This is a genomic window from Stenotrophomonas sp. 109824_Sma (assembly GCF_056480025.1).
Map to the genome: position 1 here is coordinate 4,735,001 of NZ_CM151078.1, position 18,530 is coordinate 4,753,530.

At 68.7% G+C, this 18,530-nt stretch carries 17 protein-coding genes (1 of these 17 cut by a window edge); 6 read left to right on the forward strand and 11 right to left on the reverse strand.

Translation table 11 applies throughout. The features are described 5' to 3' along the window. From ACZK1G_RS22155 to egtB, 6 genes are all read right to left on the reverse strand, one after another. A protein-coding gene (locus ACZK1G_RS22155; RefSeq protein WP_049446880.1) for a DUF2628 domain-containing protein crosses the window boundary here: on the reverse strand, positions 1-283 show its 5' portion. The gene continues 263 nt to the left of window position 1, outside the view; only the first 283 of its 546 coding nucleotides appear in the window; it begins with the start codon at positions 281-283; the stop codon falls past the left edge of the window. 71 nt (positions 284-354) lie between these two features. Next, positions 355-1,125, reverse strand: coding sequence for a GYF domain-containing protein (locus tag ACZK1G_RS22160; protein ID WP_049447057.1), 771 nt, complete (start codon positions 1,123-1,125; stop codon positions 355-357). Between the two features lie 26 nt (positions 1,126-1,151). After that, complete coding sequence (locus ACZK1G_RS22165; protein ID WP_049446877.1) at positions 1,152-2,042, reverse strand: D-hexose-6-phosphate mutarotase; 891 nt, start codon at positions 2,040-2,042, stop codon at positions 1,152-1,154. A gap of 61 nt (positions 2,043-2,103) precedes the next feature. Beyond that, positions 2,104-3,351 (reverse strand): lytic murein transglycosylase, encoded by a 1,248-nt coding sequence (locus tag ACZK1G_RS22170; RefSeq protein WP_101766334.1) that lies wholly within the window; start codon positions 3,349-3,351, stop codon positions 2,104-2,106. Positions 3,352-3,435: 84 nt separating this feature from the next. Then, positions 3,436-4,410 carry an L-histidine N(alpha)-methyltransferase gene (gene egtD / locus ACZK1G_RS22175; protein WP_197621988.1) on the reverse strand — a complete coding sequence of 325 codons (975 nt, stop codon included), beginning with the start codon at positions 4,408-4,410 and terminating at the stop codon, positions 3,436-3,438. Beyond that, positions 4,407-5,678 carry an ergothioneine biosynthesis protein EgtB gene (egtB, locus tag ACZK1G_RS22180; protein ID WP_101766336.1) on the reverse strand — a complete coding sequence of 424 codons (1,272 nt, stop codon included), beginning with the start codon at positions 5,676-5,678 and terminating at the stop codon, positions 4,407-4,409. Before egtB ends, egtD begins: the two co-directional genes overlap by 4 nt. A gap of 151 nt (positions 5,679-5,829) precedes the next feature. Between egtB and ACZK1G_RS22185 the strand changes: the two genes are divergently transcribed. Next, positions 5,830-7,110, forward strand: coding sequence for a GGDEF domain-containing protein (locus ACZK1G_RS22185; RefSeq protein WP_101766337.1), 1,281 nt, complete (start codon positions 5,830-5,832; stop codon positions 7,108-7,110). A gap of 3 nt (positions 7,111-7,113) precedes the next feature. Here the strand turns inward: ACZK1G_RS22185 and ACZK1G_RS22190 are convergent, their stop codons facing one another. Further along, positions 7,114-7,506 (reverse strand): YchJ family protein, encoded by a 393-nt coding sequence (locus ACZK1G_RS22190; RefSeq protein ID WP_075675803.1) that lies wholly within the window; start codon positions 7,504-7,506, stop codon positions 7,114-7,116. 102 nt (positions 7,507-7,608) lie between these two features. On the opposite strand from ACZK1G_RS22190, the gene ACZK1G_RS22195 reads away from it, so the two are divergent. Further along, on the forward strand, positions 7,609-8,388 hold the full coding sequence (locus ACZK1G_RS22195; protein WP_032960169.1) for a sulfite exporter TauE/SafE family protein: 780 nt from the start codon (positions 7,609-7,611) through the stop codon (positions 8,386-8,388). A 96-nt stretch (positions 8,389-8,484) separates the two neighbouring features. On the opposite strand, the gene ACZK1G_RS22200 is transcribed toward ACZK1G_RS22195, so the two are convergent. The 4 genes from ACZK1G_RS22200 to folE all read right to left on the reverse strand — a co-directional run bounded on the left by ACZK1G_RS22200 (position 8,485) and on the right by folE (position 14,763). Further along, positions 8,485-11,865 (reverse strand): ATP-binding protein, encoded by a 3,381-nt coding sequence (locus ACZK1G_RS22200; protein ID WP_049446864.1) that lies wholly within the window; start codon positions 11,863-11,865, stop codon positions 8,485-8,487. Between the two features lie 16 nt (positions 11,866-11,881). Next, a complete protein-coding gene (locus tag ACZK1G_RS22205) occupies positions 11,882-12,583 on the reverse strand; it encodes a DUF4194 domain-containing protein (RefSeq protein WP_049446862.1) in 702 nt (233 codons plus the stop codon). Continuing rightward, the gene (locus ACZK1G_RS22210; protein ID WP_014039010.1) at positions 12,570-14,039 is read right to left on the reverse strand and encodes a DUF3375 domain-containing protein; all 1,470 of its coding nucleotides are present in this window, start codon (positions 14,037-14,039) and stop codon (positions 12,570-12,572) included. The genes ACZK1G_RS22205 and ACZK1G_RS22210 overlap by 14 nt, the downstream gene beginning before the upstream one ends. Before the next feature lie 112 nt (positions 14,040-14,151). Next, positions 14,152-14,763, reverse strand: coding sequence for a GTP cyclohydrolase I FolE (folE, locus tag ACZK1G_RS22215; protein ID WP_004141296.1), 612 nt, complete (start codon positions 14,761-14,763; stop codon positions 14,152-14,154). Positions 14,764-15,375: 612 nt separating this feature from the next. Here folE and ACZK1G_RS22220 point away from each other — a divergent pair. From ACZK1G_RS22220 to ACZK1G_RS22235, 4 genes are all read left to right on the forward strand, one after another. Then, the gene (locus ACZK1G_RS22220; protein ID WP_012481667.1) at positions 15,376-15,831 is read left to right on the forward strand and encodes a MarR family winged helix-turn-helix transcriptional regulator; all 456 of its coding nucleotides are present in this window, start codon (positions 15,376-15,378) and stop codon (positions 15,829-15,831) included. A 115-nt stretch (positions 15,832-15,946) separates the two neighbouring features. Next, positions 15,947-16,156, forward strand: a complete 210-nt coding sequence (locus ACZK1G_RS22225; protein WP_010487502.1) for a DUF1656 domain-containing protein — start codon at positions 15,947-15,949, stop codon at positions 16,154-16,156. Continuing rightward, positions 16,153-17,070 carry an efflux RND transporter periplasmic adaptor subunit gene (locus tag ACZK1G_RS22230; RefSeq protein WP_197621987.1) on the forward strand — a complete coding sequence of 306 codons (918 nt, stop codon included), beginning with the start codon at positions 16,153-16,155 and terminating at the stop codon, positions 17,068-17,070. The genes ACZK1G_RS22225 and ACZK1G_RS22230 overlap by 4 nt, the downstream gene beginning before the upstream one ends. Next, positions 17,067-18,527: an efflux transporter outer membrane subunit gene (locus ACZK1G_RS22235; protein WP_101766339.1), complete on the forward strand. Its 1,461-nt coding sequence runs from the start codon at positions 17,067-17,069 to the stop codon at positions 18,525-18,527. Before ACZK1G_RS22230 ends, ACZK1G_RS22235 begins: the two co-directional genes overlap by 4 nt. Positions 18,528-18,530: the final 3 nt, after the last annotated feature.

The window sequence follows — 18,530 nt, forward strand, 5'->3', positions numbered from 1 at the left end:
TGCCGAACAGGACCAGTTCGAACAGGATGGCCGCCAGGTACATCTTCCGGTGCAGCAGCCAGTAGGTCGGCACCAGGAAGGCGGGCCAGTGCCACGGCCGCGGCGGCTTCGGCACCGGGCTGTCCAGGTGCCAGCGCTGGCGGTAGAGCGCCGCGTTGGGGCCCACGAGGAGGTTCAGGTAGTCCGCGTCGGACGAAGCAGGCGCGTCTCCCACCTCTGCGGCGGGCGCGAGATAGGGATTGTCGTCCGCCGGGGAAACCGGCGGGGTATCCAGATGATTCATGTCGGCGATTCCTTGCCCGGGATGATCCCGCGGTAGCGGCAGCCACCGGTGAATCTGAAGCCGCTCCGGCCTCAGCCTGCCATCACCTGCCCCACCAGCATCACCACAACGACGGCGATGGCCACCACCGCCGCTGCCAGTGCATTGGTGTCACCCCGCCTGGCCAGCTCGCTGCGCAGGCGTGGCTCGTCGTCTCCGGCCAGCGCACGGGCACGGGCGATCTCGTGCTGGCAATGCGCCAGGTACCAGCGATTGGCATACACCGCGGCGGTGATGTTGATGACAAAGGTGATGACCATCGACACGCCTTCCGGAACGCCCAGCAACGCCTCGGCGATGCTGAAGAACACCAGCATGCCGGCCCAGATCGCCGCCAGCCGGTACATCCTGCGGTACACCATCCAGATCACGCCGATCAGGAACGCCGGCCAGTGCCAGGTGCCGTTGCCGTCGGCAACACCCTGGTCGAGCCGCCAGCGCTGTCGATAGATCGGGAAGTTGCCGCCGACCACGGCGGCGTACAAGGCGATGTCGCCTTCCAGCTGCGGCGCGGCCGCTGCTACCGGCGAAGCAGCCGGCGCACGATAGGGGTCGGACGGATCAGCGGTCGGTGCGTCACCGCCGCTGACGGCCTGCACCGGTTCAACCGGCGGCGGGGTCGGTTCCATCGGCGTCACCGAAGGATCCAGCTCGGCCAACGGCCGCCACGATGCCATTCCTTCCCGCCACATCAGCGTACGGGCGGTTACGGTGCCGTCCTGCTGCAGGCGGCGCAGCCCGGCCAGGTCCACCGGCCCTTCGCTCTGCTTGCTGTTGGCGTACCACCACTGTGCGTCCTGCATGCCATCCATTCCTGTCGATCCCATCGTTACTCTGAACATCCCGCTACGTCCTGCAGCGGTTCACTAACCAGCACCTGCACCAGCTGGTGGCGCGCGCCGGGTGCAAGGGTAATCTGCTCTGGCCCAGCATTGGCCACTTCCAGGCACACGTAGTCGTGCCAACCGTCGCCGACATCGGCCATCTTCGCCGCCGCCGCCGCGCCCGGATTCCAGGCCACCAGGGTCTGGCTGCCTTCGCTGCGGATCTCGATCCGCCGCTGCAGGACGGGATCGCGCAGCACGTAGTGGCCGCCGGCACCGGTATAGATGCGGTCGCTTCGCCCCGGATCGCGCGGGTCACGCAGCGACCAGGGCCCCTGCTGCTGGTGCAGCTGCGTGTAGTCCTCGTACTTGTCCAGATAGTGCAGGCCATCGAGGCCATCGACCTCGACACGACGGGCATCGCCTACCCGGAAGTAGCTGTGCAGGGCCTGGGTGAAGGTCACCGGGGACGTGCCGGTGTTCTCGGTGGTCAGCTGCTGGTGCAGCTGGCGACCGATGCGCAGCTGCATCTGCAGGCGCAGGCCACATTCGGCAATCGACAGGGGCGCCAGCTGCAGCTCCAGCTCACCGTCATCGCCCTGGCGGGCCTGCAGCAGTTCCCAGCGCGCGGTGCGCACCAGGCCGTGTGCCGGCACGTCATCGCGCTGGCCCTGGCGACCGAACCACGGCCAGCACACTGGGACGCCACCCCGGATCGGCGTGGGCAGCCCGGCACGTTTCGGCGACAGCCACAGCAGGTCCGGCTGCCCCTCTGGAATGAACGACAGCAGCTGTCCGCCGAACACGCTGATGACCGCGGTGGCGCTGGGGGTGCGTACCTGCCAGGCCTCGAGCCCGTGGTACAGGCCGGTGCTGACGTCCGGGTTCGACTGCATGCGATGACGCTCCTTGAAGACCGCGGCGATGATGTCGCGGCCAGCCTGCGATCGGCAAGGTCTAGCGGGTGGCAGGCGCCCCTGCTGCTGCCTCCTGCTGCAATGCGCGCAGGATGCGCTGGCCGGCGCGCCCATCCGCATTGGCCCAGCCCAGGCGCTGCTGCTCGGCCTGGATCGCGCGACGGGTGGCGGTGCCGATCATGCCGTCGGCGCTGCCGATGTCGTGGCCCCGGGCCAGCAGCAGGGTCTGCAGCTGGCGGCGTTCATCGCGGCCGATGCCGGGATCATCGGTCGGCCAGGCGGTGGCCAGGCCGGTGTCGCCACGCAGCTGGTCGGCCAGGGTGGCAATCGCCAGCGCATAGCTTTCGGCAGCGTTGTAGCTGTAGATCGCGTCGTAGTTGCGGAACACCAGCAGTGCCGGGCCCTTGATGCCCGCCGGCAGCAGCAGGGCGGCACGCGCGTCGGCCGGCAGGTTGGGCGGCGCCAGCACGCTGCCATCCAGCGCAGTCACGCCCTGCGCGCGCCAATCGGCCAGGGCCCGGCGCTGGGTGCGGCCCGCCTGGCTGGCGTTGAAGCCGGCGGGAACCCGTACTTCCATGCCCCACGGTTCGCCACTGCGCCAGCCGGCCCGCTTGAGGTAATTGGCGGTGGACGCCAGCGCGTCGGGAATGCTGCCGACCAGATCGCGGCGGCCATCGCCATCACCATCGACCGCGATACGTGCGTAGGTGCTGGGCATGAACTGCGTATGCCCGAAGGCGCCGGCCCAGGAACCGGTGAGACCCTGGGCCTGCAGGTCGCCGCGGTCGATCAGCTTGAGCAGCGCCAGCAGTTCGCCCCGGAAGAAGGCCTGGCGGCGGCCGGCACAGGACAGCGTGGCCAGCGACTGCAGCAGCGGGCGCTTGCCGAAGACACGGCCATAGTCGCTCTCCACCCCCCAGACCGCGACGATGGTGGCCGGATCGACGCCGTACTGTGCGGAGACGCGATCGAGCAGATCGCGATGTTGCTGCAGCAGGGTGCGGCCATCATCGACGCGCTGGCGGTCGACCAGCGCGGCCAGGTAATCCCAGATCGGCGTGGTGAATTCCGGTTGTGCGTCCAACAGCCCGAGCACGCTCGGATCCGGCGTGAGTCCGGCGGTGATCCCGTTGAATCGCTCAGCGCTGATGCCCTGGGTCGCGGCGGTGGCCTGCAGGCCCGCCAGGCAGCGGCTGAATGCCGGATCGATGCTGGCGGCGGGGGCCGCAGGCAGCGTCGGCGTCGACGCGAGGGCGGCCGCCAGGCCGAGCGTGGTCAGAATGGGCATGGCGTCCTCCGTGTTGCCGTTGCACGGCCATCTTAGGGGCAGCGGTGCGGCCGAACCTGAAGGGGCAACGGCTGGCCGCCCACCCTAGGCAGCGCGCAGCAGGCGCAGGCCATAGGCGGGGCTTTCGGCATCCCAGCGCTGCGCGACCTGCAGGCCCGCCTGCTGCAACAGCGCGTCGAAGCTGTCATCGGTGTACTTGTGGCTGTACTCGACGCGGATGGGTTCACCGGCAGCAAAGTGGAAGGTGCGGCCATCCAGGTGGACGTCCTGCGCCCACTGGCTGACCAGGTCGGTTTCGATGCGCAGCCGTGCGGTGCTGTAACGGGCGCGGTGGCGGAATCCGTCGAGATCGAAATCGCTGCCGATCTCGCGATTGAGGCGGGCCAGCAGGTTGAGGGTGAATGCTGCGGTGACACCCTGCGCATCGTTGTAGGCCGCCTCGATCAGCGTCGGGTCCTTGTGCAGGTCGATGCCGACCAGGGCCAGGCCGTCGCGGCCCATGGTCTGGCGCATCGCCCGCAGCAGCGCGACGGCATCCTCGTCGGCGAAATTGCCCAGTGTGGAACCGGGGAAGAACAGCAGGCGACGGGCCGGCACGCGCTCGGGCGTGGGCACGGCGACGGCGCGGGTGAAGTCGGCGCAGACCGGCAGCATCTCGACCTCGGGCAGCGCGGGTGCCAGATGGTCGATGCTGGACAGCAGGGCCGCCCGCGAGATCTCGATCGGGGTATAGGCCACCGGATCCTGCAGCGCAGCCAGCAGCAACGCAGTCTTGCGGCCACTGCCGCTGCCCAGCTCCACCACGTGCAGGCGCGGGCCGACCACGCGCGCGATATCGGGCAGCACCCGGGCCAGCAGCGCCAGCTCGGTGCGGGTGGGGTAGTACTCGCGGGTCTGGGTGATCTGTTCGAACAGACGCGAGCCGCGGGCATCGTAGAAGTACTTGGAGGGCAGCTGCCGCGATGCGCGTGACAGGCCGGCCACCGCATCGGCCAGGATCTGCTGCCGGCTGGGGGTCAGGTCGGTCAGCGCCTGCAGCGCGTCATGCACCGTGCTCATGTGAGGTCCCTGGCCAGGCGCAACCCGGAGAACTGCCAGCGCGCCGGCGGCATGAAGAAATTGCGGTAGCTGGCGCGCACGTGGTCGCGGGGCGTGGCACAGCTGCCGCCGCGCAGCACCCACTGGCCACACATGAACTTGCCGTTGTATTCGCCGAGGTTGCCGTCAAAGGGGCGGAAGCCCGGGTAGGCGCCATAGGCGCTGGCGGTCCATTCCCAGACATCACCGAACAGCTGCCGCAGTCCGCTACCCTGCCCGGCCTGCGGGTGCAGGTGATCGTCATCGGCAAAGTGGCCGCGCAGGGGCTGCGACGCGGCGGCAGCTTCCCACTCGAACTCGCTGGGCAGGCGCGCACCGGCCCAGCGGGCGCAGGCATCGGCCTCGTAGTAGCTGAGGTGGCAGACCGGCGCATGCGGATCCAGCTCGCGCCACCCCCCCAGGGTGTACTCGCGCTGCAGGGCATCATCCCAGTACAGGGGGTGCTGCCAGCCTTCGGCTTCACGCAGCGCCCAGCCTTCGCTGAGCCACCAGCGCGGCTCGCGGTACCCCCCCGCCTCGATGAAGGTGCGGTACTCGGCATTGCTGACGGGGCGTTCGGCCAGCGCATGCGCGGGCAGCAGCACACGGTGCGGCGGCGATTCGTTGTCGTAGGCGAAGGCGGCGTGCCGGGGCCATGCCGCGGCACCGACGGTGACGATGCGTTCGGGCGATTCGATCCAGCCCTGCGGCGTCGCGGTGCTGGCGACGGGTTGCAGGTCTTCGCGATACGGTGGCTGCAGTGGATTGCACCAGAACGCATGCTTGATGTCGGTCAGCAACAGTTCCTGGTGCTGTTGTTCATGCTGCAATCCCAGCTGCAGGTGATTCATCGCCTGCTCATCAAGGTCACCCGCCGCCAGCCGTGACTTCACCTGCAGGTCGACCTGTTGCCGGTAGTCGCGCACCTGCTGCAACGAGGGCCGCGACAGCAGCCCGCGCTGCGGCCGCGCATGCGCCGGGCCGATGCTCTTGTAGTAACTGTTGAACAGGTAGTCCCAGGCCGGGTCATGCGCCGGCGTGGTGGCGAAACCGGCCAGCACGAAGCGCTCGAAGAACCAGGTGGTATGGGCCAGGTGCCATTTGCTGGGACTGGCGTCGGCCATGCTCTGCAGCATGGCGTCCTCCGCACTGAGCGGCGCGGCCAGCTGCAGGCTGCGCGCCCGCACCTGTGCAAAGCGGCGGGCGAGATCGCGCTGCGGGGCAGCGACGGCGGCGGGTGCGCTGTCCATGCGGGCAGCATCGGCGCAGGACGGTGAGTGCGACGTCATGGCACCGCACCACCACGTTCACATGACAGCGGGCGCGCCCATTCAAGAAGCGCGTGGGGACGCCGCTAACGGCAATGTTGCGGCCGCATCGTCACCGCACTGGACTTACTGCGTGCCCCTGCATCCGCTCCGCCAGCCTGCGCATTACCTGTTCGTGCTGCCCGCCGTGCTGGTCGTCCTGGTGCTGTGGATGGCGCTGGGCACCGAGGATGTGGCCAGCCCGGGCCAGCGCATCCTGCCCTGGCTGCTGGCCTGCCTCGGCGCGGGCCTGGCGCTGCTTTACCACCAGATGCGCACGCTGTGCCTGCTGCTGGTGGTGGCAGTGGTGTTCGCGCTGCTGCACCGGGACGTCGGTGGCTACCTGCGCAGCGGCCATGTCGACGCCCTGACCCCGCTGCGCTTCCACGCGATCTCGGCGTGGGTGCCGCTGCTGTTCGCGGGACTGGCGCTGTGGCCGGAACGCGGACGCCGACGCCAGGACCTGCTGCTGCGCAGCGTGGTGTGCGGCGCAGCGCTGGTGATCTTCCTGCTGCTGGCGGCACAGCAGCCGCAGGGCATGCACGATCTGCTGTCGAACCGTCACTGGGCCTGGATTCCCGCCGACTGGAACGCGTTGGCGCAGCTGCCGGCGCTGCTGTTCCTGCTGGCAACCGCAGCATTGGGCTGGCAGGCGTGGCGGCATCCGCGGCCACTGCACACGGCGATGCTGCTGGCCCTGTTGTGCCTGTGGTGGATGCTGCCGCGGATCTTCCTGCAGCCGGTGCTGCTGCCAGCGCTGAGCAGTGCCGCCCTGCTGCTGATGCTGGGCGCGATGCTGCAGGAGTCCTTCCACATGGCCTTCCGCGATGAGTTGACCGGCCTGCCGGGGCGACGTGCATTCAACGAGACCCTGCAGCGGGCGCGTGGCACCTACAGCATCGCAATGGTGGACGTGGACCACTTCAAATCATTCAACGACACCCATGGCCACGACACCGGCGACGATGTGCTGCGCCTGGTGGCCTCGCGGCTGGCGCGGGTGGGCGACGGTGGCCGTGCGTTCCGCTATGGCGGCGAGGAGTTCGCGGTGGTGTTCCTGGACCGCCCGGCGGCGGCCTGTGTCGATGCCGTGGAAGCATTGCGGCAGAGCATCGAGGACACCCGCATGCAGCTGCGCGATCGCAGCACCCGCAGCCGTGACGACGAAGCCGGCCGACAGCAGCGCGGACGCGGTGGCAGCGGCCAGGTGGTGCAGGTGACGGTGAGCATCGGGCTGGCCGACAGCCGCGTGGATCCGCGGCCAATGGCGGTGGTCAAGGCCGCCGACCAGGCCCTGTATGTGGCCAAGGACGGCGGCCGCAACCAGGTGCGCGCGCACGGCGGCCAGCGCGTGCTGGCTGCGCGCAGCGCGTAGGGCTCAGACCGCGTCGAGGTAGTACCAGCGGCCGTCGATGCGTTGGAAGCGGCTGTGCTCGGTCATCTTCACCGCGCTGCCGCCGCCGATGCGGTAGCGCGCGGTGAAGCGGACGTCGGCGCTGTCGGCACCGGTGACGGTGTGCTCGTGCACGGTCAGGCCCAGCCAATGCGTGCGCTGGCCGGGTGCTTCATCCAGTGACAGCTCGGCCGGACGCGTGTCCGGGTGCCAGGTCTGGCGCAGGTAGTCGGCCAGGCCCCGCACATACGCGCTGTAGCGCGAACGCATCAGATGCTCGGCATCGGGTGCGGCCTCACCGGCGTGGAAACGGCCGCAGCAGGCGGCGTAGTCGGCAGGCAGGCCACAGGGGCAGGGATCGGCGGGTTTTCGGCTCATGCCGGCATTGTCGCCGGGTTGTGCGGATTGATCCACGCGCGGCACGGGCCAGCTGAAGCAGGACAGGCGTATGCTGTCGCGCCCCCACCTTGATTGATCGCCGTGCTGGAACTGGTTCCCCCTGAGTTGTGGTGGCTGGTGGTGATCGCCTTCATCGCCGGTCTTGTGGATGCCGCCGTGGGTGGCGGCGGCCTGGTGCAGCTGCCCGGCCTGTTCACGGTGCTGCCGCAGCAGACGCCGGCGATGCTGTTCGGTACCAACAAGTTCAGTTCGATGTTCGGTACCGGCGCGGCCGCCTGGCGCTATGCGCGCAACGTGCGCTTCCCGTGGAAGCCGGTGCTGTTCGCGGCCGGCACCGCCTTCATCTTCTCCTTCGCTGGGGCCACCGCGGTGAGCCTGCTGCCCAAGGACGCGGTGCGCCCACTGGTGCTGGTGCTGCTGATCGCGATGCTGGCCTACACGCTGTGGAAAAAGGACTTCGGCGCGCTGCACCGGCCACAGGAGATCGGCCGCCGCGAACTGGCGATCGCGCTGGCGATCGGTGCGGCAATCGGCTTTTACGACGGCTTCTTCGGGCCGGGCACCGGCAGCTTCCTGATCTTCCTGTTCGTGCGCTTCTTCGGCCTGGATTTCCTGCGCGCGTCGGCCGCGTCGAAGGTGGTGAACCTGGCGACGAATGTTGCGGCGATCTCGTTCTTCGTACCGACCGGCAACATCCTGTGGCTGTTCGCGCTGCCGATGGCGGCGGCCAACATCATCGGTTCGGTGGTGGGCACGCGGTTGGCACTGAAGGGCGGTACGCCGTTCATCCGCAAGCTGTTCGTGGGGCTGGTGGTGGTGCTGATCGCGCGGATGGCGTGGGATACGTTCCGTGGCGCGTGAATGCGGTTGCCGGCCAACGGCCGGCACTACCGGGTCATGAACCCCGCCCATGGGTAGTGCCGGCCGCTGGCCGGCATTCCCATTCGATCGGCCGGGTCAGGCCTCCGCTTCTTCCGGTTCGTTGGCCTGCTGGCGGCTGCGCTCGGGCAGCTTCAGGCGCTTGCCTTCTTCGTCGTACTCGATCAGCAGCACGCCGGAGTCGTGGCGGCCGCTGATTTCGACGAAGCAGGCGCCACCGATGAACGGCTCCAGCGTCATCACCGACTTCAGCGGAGTGGCGACCACCATCTGGAAGCCGAAGTTGTCGAAGATGTTCATCGCCAGTGCGGTGAACTCGTTGTCGGCCTTGTCGAAGGCTTCGTCGAGCACGACCGCGGCGTAGCTGGGCAGCTGGCTGTCGGCGCCGCCGAGCTGGTAGCGCAGTGCCGCGGCCAGGCAGGTGGTGGCCAGCTTCTGGCGCTGGCCACCGGACTTGCCGGCACCGCTGCGGTAGATCTCGACCTGCTGGCGCGTTTCCGCATCCAGCTCGACGCCGATGAACTCCACGTGCATGCGCACGTCCAGCACCAGTTCGCGCCAGCGCTTGTCCTCGCCTTCCTGCGAACCCAGGCGGTTGACCAGCTGGCGCAGCACGGTGAACTGCGATTCGGCCAGCTCGCGCTGCTCGGTCTGCTGCTGCGACAGCACCTCGCGCAGCTGCAGGTGGAACTCACCGACTTCCGGCAGACGGCGGTCGCTCAGTTCGATGGTCAGCAGCGTGCCACGGTTGAACGGCACCTGCTCCAGGCTGGCGTTCACTTCATCCAGGCGCTGGCCGATCGACTTGCGGGCCTCTGCACTGTGGCGCTGCAGGGCCAGCAGGTTGTTCTTGCTCTGGTTCTGCAGCAGATCGAAGAAGCGCTCTTCGTGCTGCGGCAGGCCGTCGCGCTCCAGGCGTTCGAGGCGGGCAAGGAAGTCCTCGGCCGAGGCCACCGATACGGTGAAGTCCCCCGATTCCTCCGGCCACTGCTGGATGAAGCGACGGAAGCAGCCGATCAGCTGGTTCTCGATGCGGTTGAGGTCCTGCTGCGAGGACGACAGCTGCTCATTCAACGCGTTGCTGACCTGGCGCATGTGCGCTTCCAGCGTTTCCAGGCTGAGCGGGCCCTGCTCCTGCAGGCGCTCGGCCAGCCCGGCTTCCTGCTCCTGGGCCAGGCTCGGCAGCACCAGCGCACGGCTCTGCTGGCGGGCGCGGTCGAGGCGATCACGTTCCTTGACCAGCTGGCCACGCTCGACACGGACGTCTTCATAGGTGCGGCGGGATTGTTCGATGTCGGCGCGCACGGCGTCGATCTGCTTGGCCAGCTTGGCGAGGTCGGCGTTGCCTTCACGCAGGTCGCGCAGAGTCGCTTCGATATCGCTCAGGCGCTGCTGCGGGGCAGCGATGTCGATCTCGTTCCAGCTGATGCTGACCAGCTCGTGGCAGGCCAGGCGGCGCTCATTGTCGCGGTCGCGCTGGCCGCGCAGGCGTGCGATGTCGGTCTCGCAGCTGGCGATGCGCTTGGCCAGTTCCTGTGCTTCGCGCTCGAAGGCGCCCACCTTGTCGTGGTTGTTGAAGCCGAGGATCCAGCGACGACGGTCGCCCACCGCACTGCGGTCGTCCTTCTCGAAACGGTCGCCCGGATGCTTGACCTGGCCTTCGCGGGTGATGCCGCGGTCGACGTTGCGCAGCTGCTTGGCATCCACGCACTCGTAGTCGAAGCGCTTGCCGAGCTCGCGGCGCAGCCAGCTTTCGAACACGTGCTCGCGCAGCTCCAGCTTGTGCAGCAGCGACTTGGCCGACGGTTCACGCGCGAACGCATCATCGTTGCGGCGCACGCGGTAGTAGGTGAAGCGCATGCCCAGATGGGTACGGTTCACCCACTCGGCGACGTCGTTGTAGTGCTTGTCATCGACCAGCAGCGACAGCGCGAATCCACCCAGCACGCGTTCGATGGCGCCCTGCCAGCCCTGCTCTTCCGAGCGGACCTGGATCAGCTCGCCAACGAACGGCAGTGCCGCTTCGGCGATGCCGGTTTCTTCAGCCAGGCGCGCGCGCAGCTTCTGCATCGGCGCCGGGATGTTGGACGGCGTACGCTGCATCGCTTCAAGTTCGCTGCGCACTTCACCGAAGCGGCGCTCGTCATCGCGCTTGCCGCCGAGGCGATCGCTGATCGCGTCGTCCAGTGCCGCCGAGGCACGCTGGCGGTCCTGCAGTTCGTTCTGCGCACGCTCGACCAGCTCGGCGAAACCATGGGCATCGTCGGGCAGTTCGGCCTGCAGCTGCTGTGCCGCTTCCTGGGCCTGGTCACGCTTGGCCTTGCGGCGGTCGCGCTCGGCTTCGGCGCGGCCCTGCTCGCGTTCCAGTTCCTCGATGCGTTCACCGCCCTGCTGGCGGCGCTGCAGTTCCAGTTCGGCCAGGCGCTCGGTGTGGTTGTCGAGCGCGGCGCGGCGCTGGGCCTCTTCGCCGAGCAGGCCACGGTCACGCACGTCCATCTCGCGCAGGCGCGCTTCGATCAGCGCCTGGCGGCGGCTTTCGCGGAAGCTGTCGACGCCGAGCTTCAGCGCTTCGTCGTCGCCGCGCTGGCGGTGCATTTCCTTCAGGTCGTTGTAGTAGGCGCGTGCCGGCAGCAGGGTTTCCACCTGGCGACGGGCGGTGACCACGGCCTGGTGTGCGCCATCGAGCTCGGCGAAGTCGCTGACCAGGCGCTCGGCGGCGTCGAAGGTCTTCGGCGTGTCGAGCATGAAGTCGCGCAGGAAGACGTTGAGGTCGCCCAGGTTTTTCGCCGACTGCGTCTTGTGCAGCAGGCGCAGTGCCATTTCGTTGTCGATGCCGAGCAGGTCGCGGAAGCGCTCGGCGTAGCCGGAGAAGGTGTCGAAGTGGTGCAGGTCGGACAGCTTCTGCTTGAGCTTGCGCAGGTCCAGATCGAAGCCGCCGAGGTCCTTGGCGATGTCGAACGGGCGCTCGGCGATCATGTAGTGCTTGCGCACGTCGCCGGCCGAGGTGCCGTTGCCGGAGATCCACAACAGGCGCACCAGGCTGACCACGCGGCCATCGCCGGCGCGGTACTCCAGCACCAGTGCGGTCCAGGTCGCGCCCTTGCGCAGGTACTGGGTGGCGATTTCGCCGGTGCCGCTGTCCTGCTGGTCGGCCCATGCGCCACGCACATAGGACACCAGGTTGCGGTCGCGGCCACTGCGCTCGGCTTCACGCGCGGCGGCATTGAAGTCGACGATGGCCGGCGGCGTCAGCAGCGCGGACATGGCATCGAGCAGGGTCGACTTGCCCGAGCCGGAACGGCCGACGAACAGGAAGCCGCGCTCGGCGATCGGTACTTCGGTCAGTCCGTTGAAGGTGCCCCAGTTGTGCACCTGCAGGCGGCGCATGCGGAACTGCTGCAGGCGCGGGTCCGGCAGGCCTTCGTTGAACAGGGCGGGAGTGTGCTTGGAGATAGCCATGCGATGGTCGGGTCTCTCAGGCCTCGGCGGCCGGGGTTTCGCGCAGCTGGCGGTAGACCGCCGAAAGCTGGGACACGTCTTCGGCGGAGAACAGCAGCTTCAGCGCCGGCGAGACTTCGTGGCGGTCTTCCTGGCCGCTGAGGCGGGTCAGGATGTGGTTGTCCTTCATCTTCTGCACCGCCGAAGCGACGCGGCGGTTGAAGCCGGCGCGGTCGGTGGACAGGTTCTTCTCGTAGATGGCCAGCGCTTCGGCCATCTCGGCGTCGGCAACCACCGCACGGTTGCCGCGCGCATCGGCCTCGGCCAGCTGCTGGCGCAGGTACAGCAGCAGCACCGAATCGATGAAGGTCAGCGGCGAGGTACGCAGCAGCACCGGCGCATCAACGTCTTCCGTGTCGGCCTGGCGGGTGAAGGCCACGCCGCTGTCGCGGTCGAGCACCAGTTCCAGGAACAGGTCCGCCAGTGACGAACGGATGGCCGCCTCGCTGCGGATCAGCGCCGGCCACAGCTTGGCGTGGCGCAGCTGGTCGATGCTGGGGCCGATCAGCAGCTGGCACAGCGCGCGGCGCGCATCCAGCGGCAGGCGCCCGGTATCGCCCAGGTAATACACGTCGTTGCCACGGCGGGGCTGCGCCACGGTCGCCACCGGCTCGGCCTCGTAGGCGTCTTCCGCCACGTCGGCCAGCGGTGCGTCGATGGGATCTTCATGCCAGCTCATGGCGTCTCTCCTGGGTGAACCAAACCAGCGGGATGCGGGCGCGACGGACCTGGCCGTCGCCACCACGCCATTGCGCAAGCTCCTGCTCGCCGGCGACCACGTTGCCGAAGCGCGTGCCCAGCGACAGGTAGCCGATGACGCTGCCAAGACCCTGCGGCGCCTCGCGCTGCGACAGGGCCTGGGCGATGCTGAGCCGCGGCTGTGCATCGAGCAGGTCGTGCAGGTCGCGGCGCAGGGTGCGGAAGTCGATTTCGGACGAAGCGACCAGGTCGCCGACGCTCTCCAGGCTGATCGCGGCCGCGTCGTTGTACTCGACGTTGCCATCGACCTGGGCACTGCGTGGATCGTGCAGCTTCCACTGCGACCACGAACGCAGGCGGCTGGTGGTCAGCTGCAGGTCACGGCCGATGCCGCGCTGTGCGGGGAACTCGTCGCGCAGCGCCAGCGCTTCGGACTGCGCCTGCTTCAGCAGCTGGTTGAGGCGGCGCTGTTCCAGGTAGCCACGGCTCTGCACGAAGCCGCGCAGGCTGCGCGCGAAGTTCTGCAGCACGTCGTGCACCTGGCCACCGCGCTCGAGCATGGTGCTGGTGAAGCCGCGCAGGAAGTTGCGTTCGTTGCGGTCCAGGCGGCGGGCGAAGCCACGCGCCAGCACCGCTTCCAGCGCAGCATCGAGCTGGGCGCTCTGTTCGGCGTCGTTGAGCAGTCGCCAGAACGCCTGGAAGCTGCGGCCGGCATCGCTCTCGCCGATCACGTCCACGCCTTCGAACAGCTGCGACAGCACGTCGCCGCGCTCGCCCTCATCGTCGATGATGCGTTCGCGGAAATCGCGGTTGAGCTGCTCGAAGTCGTCGCGCACGCGGCGGAAGTCCTCGGTCAGCTCGTCGGCCAGGCCGATGATCTGGCGCGCACGTTCCAGCGCGCGCTTGCCATCCAGCGCGATCACACGGCCGGCACCAACGCGGGCGATCTCGGCGTCGATGCGGTCGCGCTCGTCGCGCAGCGCCGACAGGCGTGCATCCGGGTCCGACTCGGTCTGCGCTGCCAGCTGCGAGAGCTGTTCGATGACCAGCGCCAGGCGGCTTTCGGTGGCGGCCACGCGGGCCTGCTCGAGGCCATCTGCGAAGCGGATCGCCTGCAGCGCCGCGGTCGACAGTTCGTACTGCTCCTGGTCGGCGCCCTCGGGCAGGCGGCGTTCCAGCCAGCCCTGGGCCAGCCAGTGCGCGATGTAGGCCTGCGCGGTACGCGGCAGGTCGCGCGACAGTTCATCGCCGTTGAGCTGGTCCAGCGCGCGTTGCAGGCGCTCGTTGAGCACCGACGAGGACAGCGTGCGCTCGCCGTCCATCAGCAGCCCCTGCAGCAGGCCGATGATTTCCGGAGCGTGGTCGGCGGCGAGCAGCTTCCACTGGGGCTGTTCGCGCAGATGGCGGTAACGGGAGATGCGTTCGCGATGCTTCATGCAGCGAAAGAGGTCTGTTGGGCTGACAGGGACGAGCCGCCACGCACGGCGGCCGCGCGGGCAGCCGTGGGCATGCCGGCCCGCAGCGGCCGGCGGGGTGCGGGCAAGCGGCTCAGCGCTTGCCGCCCACTTCGATGAAGCGCAGGAACTCGGCGCGGGTACGCGCGTCGTCGCGGAAGCTGCCCAGCATCTTGGAGGTGACCATGCTGACGCCGCGCTTGTGGATGCCGCGGGTGGTCATGCATTCGTGGGCGCCTTCGACGACCACGCCGACGCCGATCGGCTGCAGCACATCCTGGATGCACTGGGCGATCTGCGCGGTCATCTTCTCCTGCACCTGGAAACGGCGGGCGTAGGCTTCGACGACGCGGGCCAGCTTGCTGATGCCCACCACCTTGCCGGCCGGCAGGTAGCCGACGTGCACGCGGCCGATGATCGGCGCCATGTGGTGTTCGCAGTGGCTTTCGTACTCGATGTCGCGCAGGACGATCAGTTCGTCGTAGCCGGCCACTTCCTCGAAGGTCCGCTCCATGTAGGCGCGGGGGTCGTCGCGGTAACCGCTGAACCAGTCGCCATAGGCTTCGGCGACGCGGCGGGGGGTATCCAGCAGGCCTTCACGGGACGGGTCCTCACCGGCCCAGCGCAGCAGGGTGCGCACGGCATCCTCGGCCTGGTCCTGGGTCACGTCGCCCTGCGGGGCGGCCTTTTCGTTGTTCTTGCTCATTGCGTACAGCGTCCCGAACGGGGGGCGAGCATCGTACCCGACCGGGGGGTGGGTCGTCCTGTTGGGACGGTTCATCGGGGGTGACGCGCGGCGCCGAACTCCTATCGATTTGGAGCGGGAAGGGCGGCAGGGCAGGACACGCCGTAAACCCATCCGTGGGGGCTCGGTCGGCGCATCCATGCGCCTCACGGTCCTGCCCTGCCGCCCTTCCCACTCCCTGACGGTTTCCTGCGGGTGCGGCCGGACCGCCTGAAAGCGGGGTCAGAAGCTGGGGTTCATGGCTTCGGAAGCAGCGCGCCGCTGCTGTGGTTTTTTCTGCTTTGGTGGGTGCGGACCTTGGTCCGCACTGCATCTGCTTCTGCCTTTAAAGAGCCAACCCACCGCGCTCGCGGGATGTGGCGGGGTGGCGGAGGGCCGGACGGGGCAGGGCCGTGAGGCGCATGGATGCGCCGATCGAGCTTACATGGACGTACTTGCAGCGTGCCCTGGCCCGTCCGGCCCTCCGCCACCCCAGCCGATAGCCAGCAGGCGCAACGCTTTCCTCACTACATCCCGCCCATTCATAAAAACTCATTGATAGGAATGAAATTAGTAGTATCCTATCTATCTCTTATGGACCGACCCCTCGACGAGCGCACCGTGCTGCAGATGCAGCTCAGCTCCGGCCTGCTGTACGCAGGGCGGCAGTGGCAGCGCCTGGCCGACAGCCGGCTCGGCAGCTACGGCATCTCCACCGCCTGCACCATGCCCCTGCTGATGATCGGCCGCTCCGGCGGTGGCATCCGCCAGGTGGCGCTGGCCCAGCAGCTGGGCATGGAGGGTCCTTCCCTCGTGCGCCTGCTGGACAAGCTGTGCGCCAGCGACCTGGTCCGCCGCGAGAGCGACGCCAGCGACCGCCGCGCCAACCTGCTGTGGCTGACCGATGCGGGACACGCGCTGGTCAGCGAGCTGGAAGACCAGTTGATCGGCCTGCGCCAGGACGTGTTCGGCGAGCTTTCCATGGATGAACTGCACGCCGTGCTGAAGGCATGGCGCCTGCTGGCCGAGGCCGCCGACCGCATCACGTAAGAGCGCTGCCCCCGAATACCGCCGCTGCCGTGCACACGCCAGCGGCTTTTGCCCGTTGCTGTTGTTTCGTTGTTCCTCCCCCTCCCCCTCCCCCACCTCGCCCCCGCCCCTACCGATGCCCGGTGAATTCAGTCTCCACGGAGTGTTCGTCCCGACCCTGCTCGGGCTGATGTTGTTGGCCTATCTGGTCAACAGCGGCCTGCACGCGCTGCTGCAGCGTGCCGGCGCCTATCGCCATGTATGGCACCCGGCGCTGTTCAACCTGGCCCTGTACGGGATCGTGCTTGGCCTGCTGTTCCACCTCCTGCGTTGGATGCAATCGTGAACAAGATCGTGAAGAAGACCCTGCCGGTGCTGCTCACCAGCGCAGCCGTGATCGTCGCCCTGCTGGTGCTGCGCCAGCTGTGGGTCTATTACATGGACGAGCCGTGGACCCGCGATGCCCATGTCGGCGCCGACGTGGTGCAGGTGGCGCCGGACGTGTCCGGGCTGGTGGAAACGGTGCAGGTGGCCGACAACCAGGCGGTGAAGAAGGGCGATCTGCTGTTCGTGGTCGACCGCGCCCGTTACCGCATCGCGCTGGAGCAGGCCCGTGCCAGCCTGGCAGAGCGCCAGGCCTCGGTGGCACAGCTGCGCCGCGAGATCGGCCGTGACCACAGCCTGCAGGACCTGGTCGCCGCCGAGGACGCCGAGGTGCGCCGCGCCAAGCTGCAGGCCGCACAGGCCGCGCTGGCCACCGCGCAGGCCGCGGTCGACCTGGCCGAGCTCAACCTGGGCCGCACCGAGGTGCGCGCACCGGCCGATGGCCGGGTCAACGACCGCACCATGCGCGTGGGCGACTACGTGGTGGCCGGCAAGCCGGTGCTGGCGCTGCTGGATACCGGCTCGTTCCGCATCGATGGCTACTTCGAGGAAACCCGCCTGCGCGGCGTGGCGCCGGGGCAGCGCGTGGACATCCGCCTGATGGGTGAATCGGCGCCGCTGCGCGGCCATGTCGAGAGCATCGCCGCCGGCATCGAGGACCGCTACCGCAGCAATGGCAGCACCCTGCTGCCGAACGTGACCCCGGCCTTCGACTGGGTGCGGCTGGCGCAGCGCATCCCGGTGCGCATCGCCATCGACGAAGTACCCAAGGGCGTGGAACTGATCGCCGGCCGCACCGCCACGGTGACCGTGGACACCGGCCGCCACCCGCACAGCGACAAGGCCGGCACCGCGCCGACACAGGCGGGCCTGTGAACGCCGCCCTGCCCCGTTTCGGCCTGATCGTCGCGCTGGCCAGCCTGACCGCATGCAGGACCGTTGGCCCGGATTACGCGCTGCCGGAAGGCTCGGCGTTCAAGCGCCCGCAGGCCAATGCGACCTTCATCGATACCCAGAACCCACAGGTGGCCGCCAACCAGGCGCTGCCCGACCGCTGGTGGTCGCTGTACAACGACCCGGTGCTGGATGGCCTGATCACCCAGGCGCTGCGTGACAATGTGGAACTGAAGGCCGCCGATGCGCACCTGCGTCGTGCGGCGGCGGTGTACGAGCAGGCGCTGGACGCCGGTGGCTTCGAGTACGAGGCCGAGGCCGGGGTCAGCCGCGCGCAGCTGTCGGCCGAATCGTTCCTGCAGGAACACGAGCTGCCGGTGATCAACCTGGCCGATGGCAAGTTCGCGGTCAGCTACCAGTTCGACCTGTTCGGCAAGCTCAAGCGCGGCGCCGAAGCGGCGCGAGCCGACGAACAGTCGGTTGCCGCAGCACGTGACCTGGCCCAGGTCAGCGTGGTCGCGCAGGTGGCCGACAGCTACCTGGAGATCTGCCACGCCAACCACGAGCTGCACGTGGCCGAGCATTCGCTGCAGCTGCAGCAGCGCAGCCGTTCGGTCACCCAGCGCCTGATCGATGCCGGTCGCGGCACGCCGCCGGAGCTGGCCCGCGCCAATGCCCAGGTGGCGCTGCTGGAAGCTGCATTGCCGCCGCTGCGCGCGCAGCGTTCGGCGGCCGCCTATTCGCTGGCCGCGCTGCTCGGGCAGACCCCGGGCCAGCTGCCGGCCGGCGTGATCGACTGTGCACACGCGCCCAGCCTGGCGCAGCCGCTGCCGGTCGGTGATGGCCGCGCACTGCTGCAGCGCCGCCCGGACGTGCGCCAGGCCGAGCGCAAGCTGGCCTCCGCCACGGCACGGATTGGCGTGGCCACCGCCGAGCTGTACCCGGACATCCGCCTGGGGGCCTCGCTCGGTGCCGCCGGCCTGCTGGAAGACTTCGGCACGCCGATGACCCAGCAGTGGTCGATCGGCCCATTGATCTCGTGGACGTTGCCGTCGTCCGGCACCCACGCACGCATCCACGCCGCCGAGGCGGGTGCCGATGCAGCGCTGGCCGAGTTCGACCATACCGTGCTGCAGGCGCTGCGCGAGACCCAGACCGCGCTGGACCGCTACGCGCAGGACCTGCGCCGGCTGCAGTCGCTGCGCACTGCGCAGGAACAGGCCGCATTGGCCGCCGAGCAGAACCGCCGGCTGTACCAGGGCGGCCGCACGCCGTACCTGTCCAGCCTGGATGCCGACCGCAGCCTGGCCACCAGCGACGCCACCCTGGCCGCCGCCGAAGCGCAGGTCTCGCGCGACCAGATCCACCTGTTCCTGGTGCTGGGTGGTGGCTGGCAGGCCAGCGCCGCCGCGCCCAACGCCTCGACCGCAGCGAAGTAAGCC

Bases quoted from the DNA above. Each gene is read 5' to 3' on its own strand.
- ACZK1G_RS22160 (WP_049447057.1), bottom strand. From the start codon at position 1,125: ATGCAGGACGCACAGTGGTGGTACGCCAACAGCAAGCAGAGCGAAGGG.
- ACZK1G_RS22165 (WP_049446877.1), bottom strand. From the start codon at position 2,042: ATGCAGTCGAACCCGGACGTCAGCACCGGCCTGTACCACGGGCTCGAG.
- ACZK1G_RS22170 (WP_101766334.1), bottom strand. From the start codon at position 3,351: ATGCCCATTCTGACCACGCTCGGCCTGGCGGCCGCCCTCGCGTCGACG.
- egtD (WP_197621988.1), bottom strand. From the start codon at position 4,410: ATGAGCACGGTGCATGACGCGCTGCAGGCGCTGACCGACCTGACCCCC.
- egtB (WP_101766336.1), bottom strand. From the start codon at position 5,678: ATGGACAGCGCACCCGCCGCCGTCGCTGCCCCGCAGCGCGATCTCGCC.
- ACZK1G_RS22190 (WP_075675803.1), bottom strand. From the start codon at position 7,506: ATGAGCCGAAAACCCGCCGATCCCTGCCCCTGTGGCCTGCCTGCCGAC.
- ACZK1G_RS22200 (WP_049446864.1), bottom strand. From the start codon at position 11,865: ATGGCTATCTCCAAGCACACTCCCGCCCTGTTCAACGAAGGCCTGCCG.
- ACZK1G_RS22205 (WP_049446862.1), bottom strand. From the start codon at position 12,583: ATGAGCTGGCATGAAGATCCCATCGACGCACCGCTGGCCGACGTGGCG.
- ACZK1G_RS22210 (WP_014039010.1), bottom strand. From the start codon at position 14,039: ATGAAGCATCGCGAACGCATCTCCCGTTACCGCCATCTGCGCGAACAG.
- folE (WP_004141296.1), bottom strand. From the start codon at position 14,763: ATGAGCAAGAACAACGAAAAGGCCGCCCCGCAGGGCGACGTGACCCAG.
- ACZK1G_RS22220 (WP_012481667.1), top strand. From the start codon at position 15,376: ATGGACCGACCCCTCGACGAGCGCACCGTGCTGCAGATGCAGCTCAGC.
- ACZK1G_RS22225 (WP_010487502.1), top strand. From the start codon at position 15,947: ATGCCCGGTGAATTCAGTCTCCACGGAGTGTTCGTCCCGACCCTGCTC.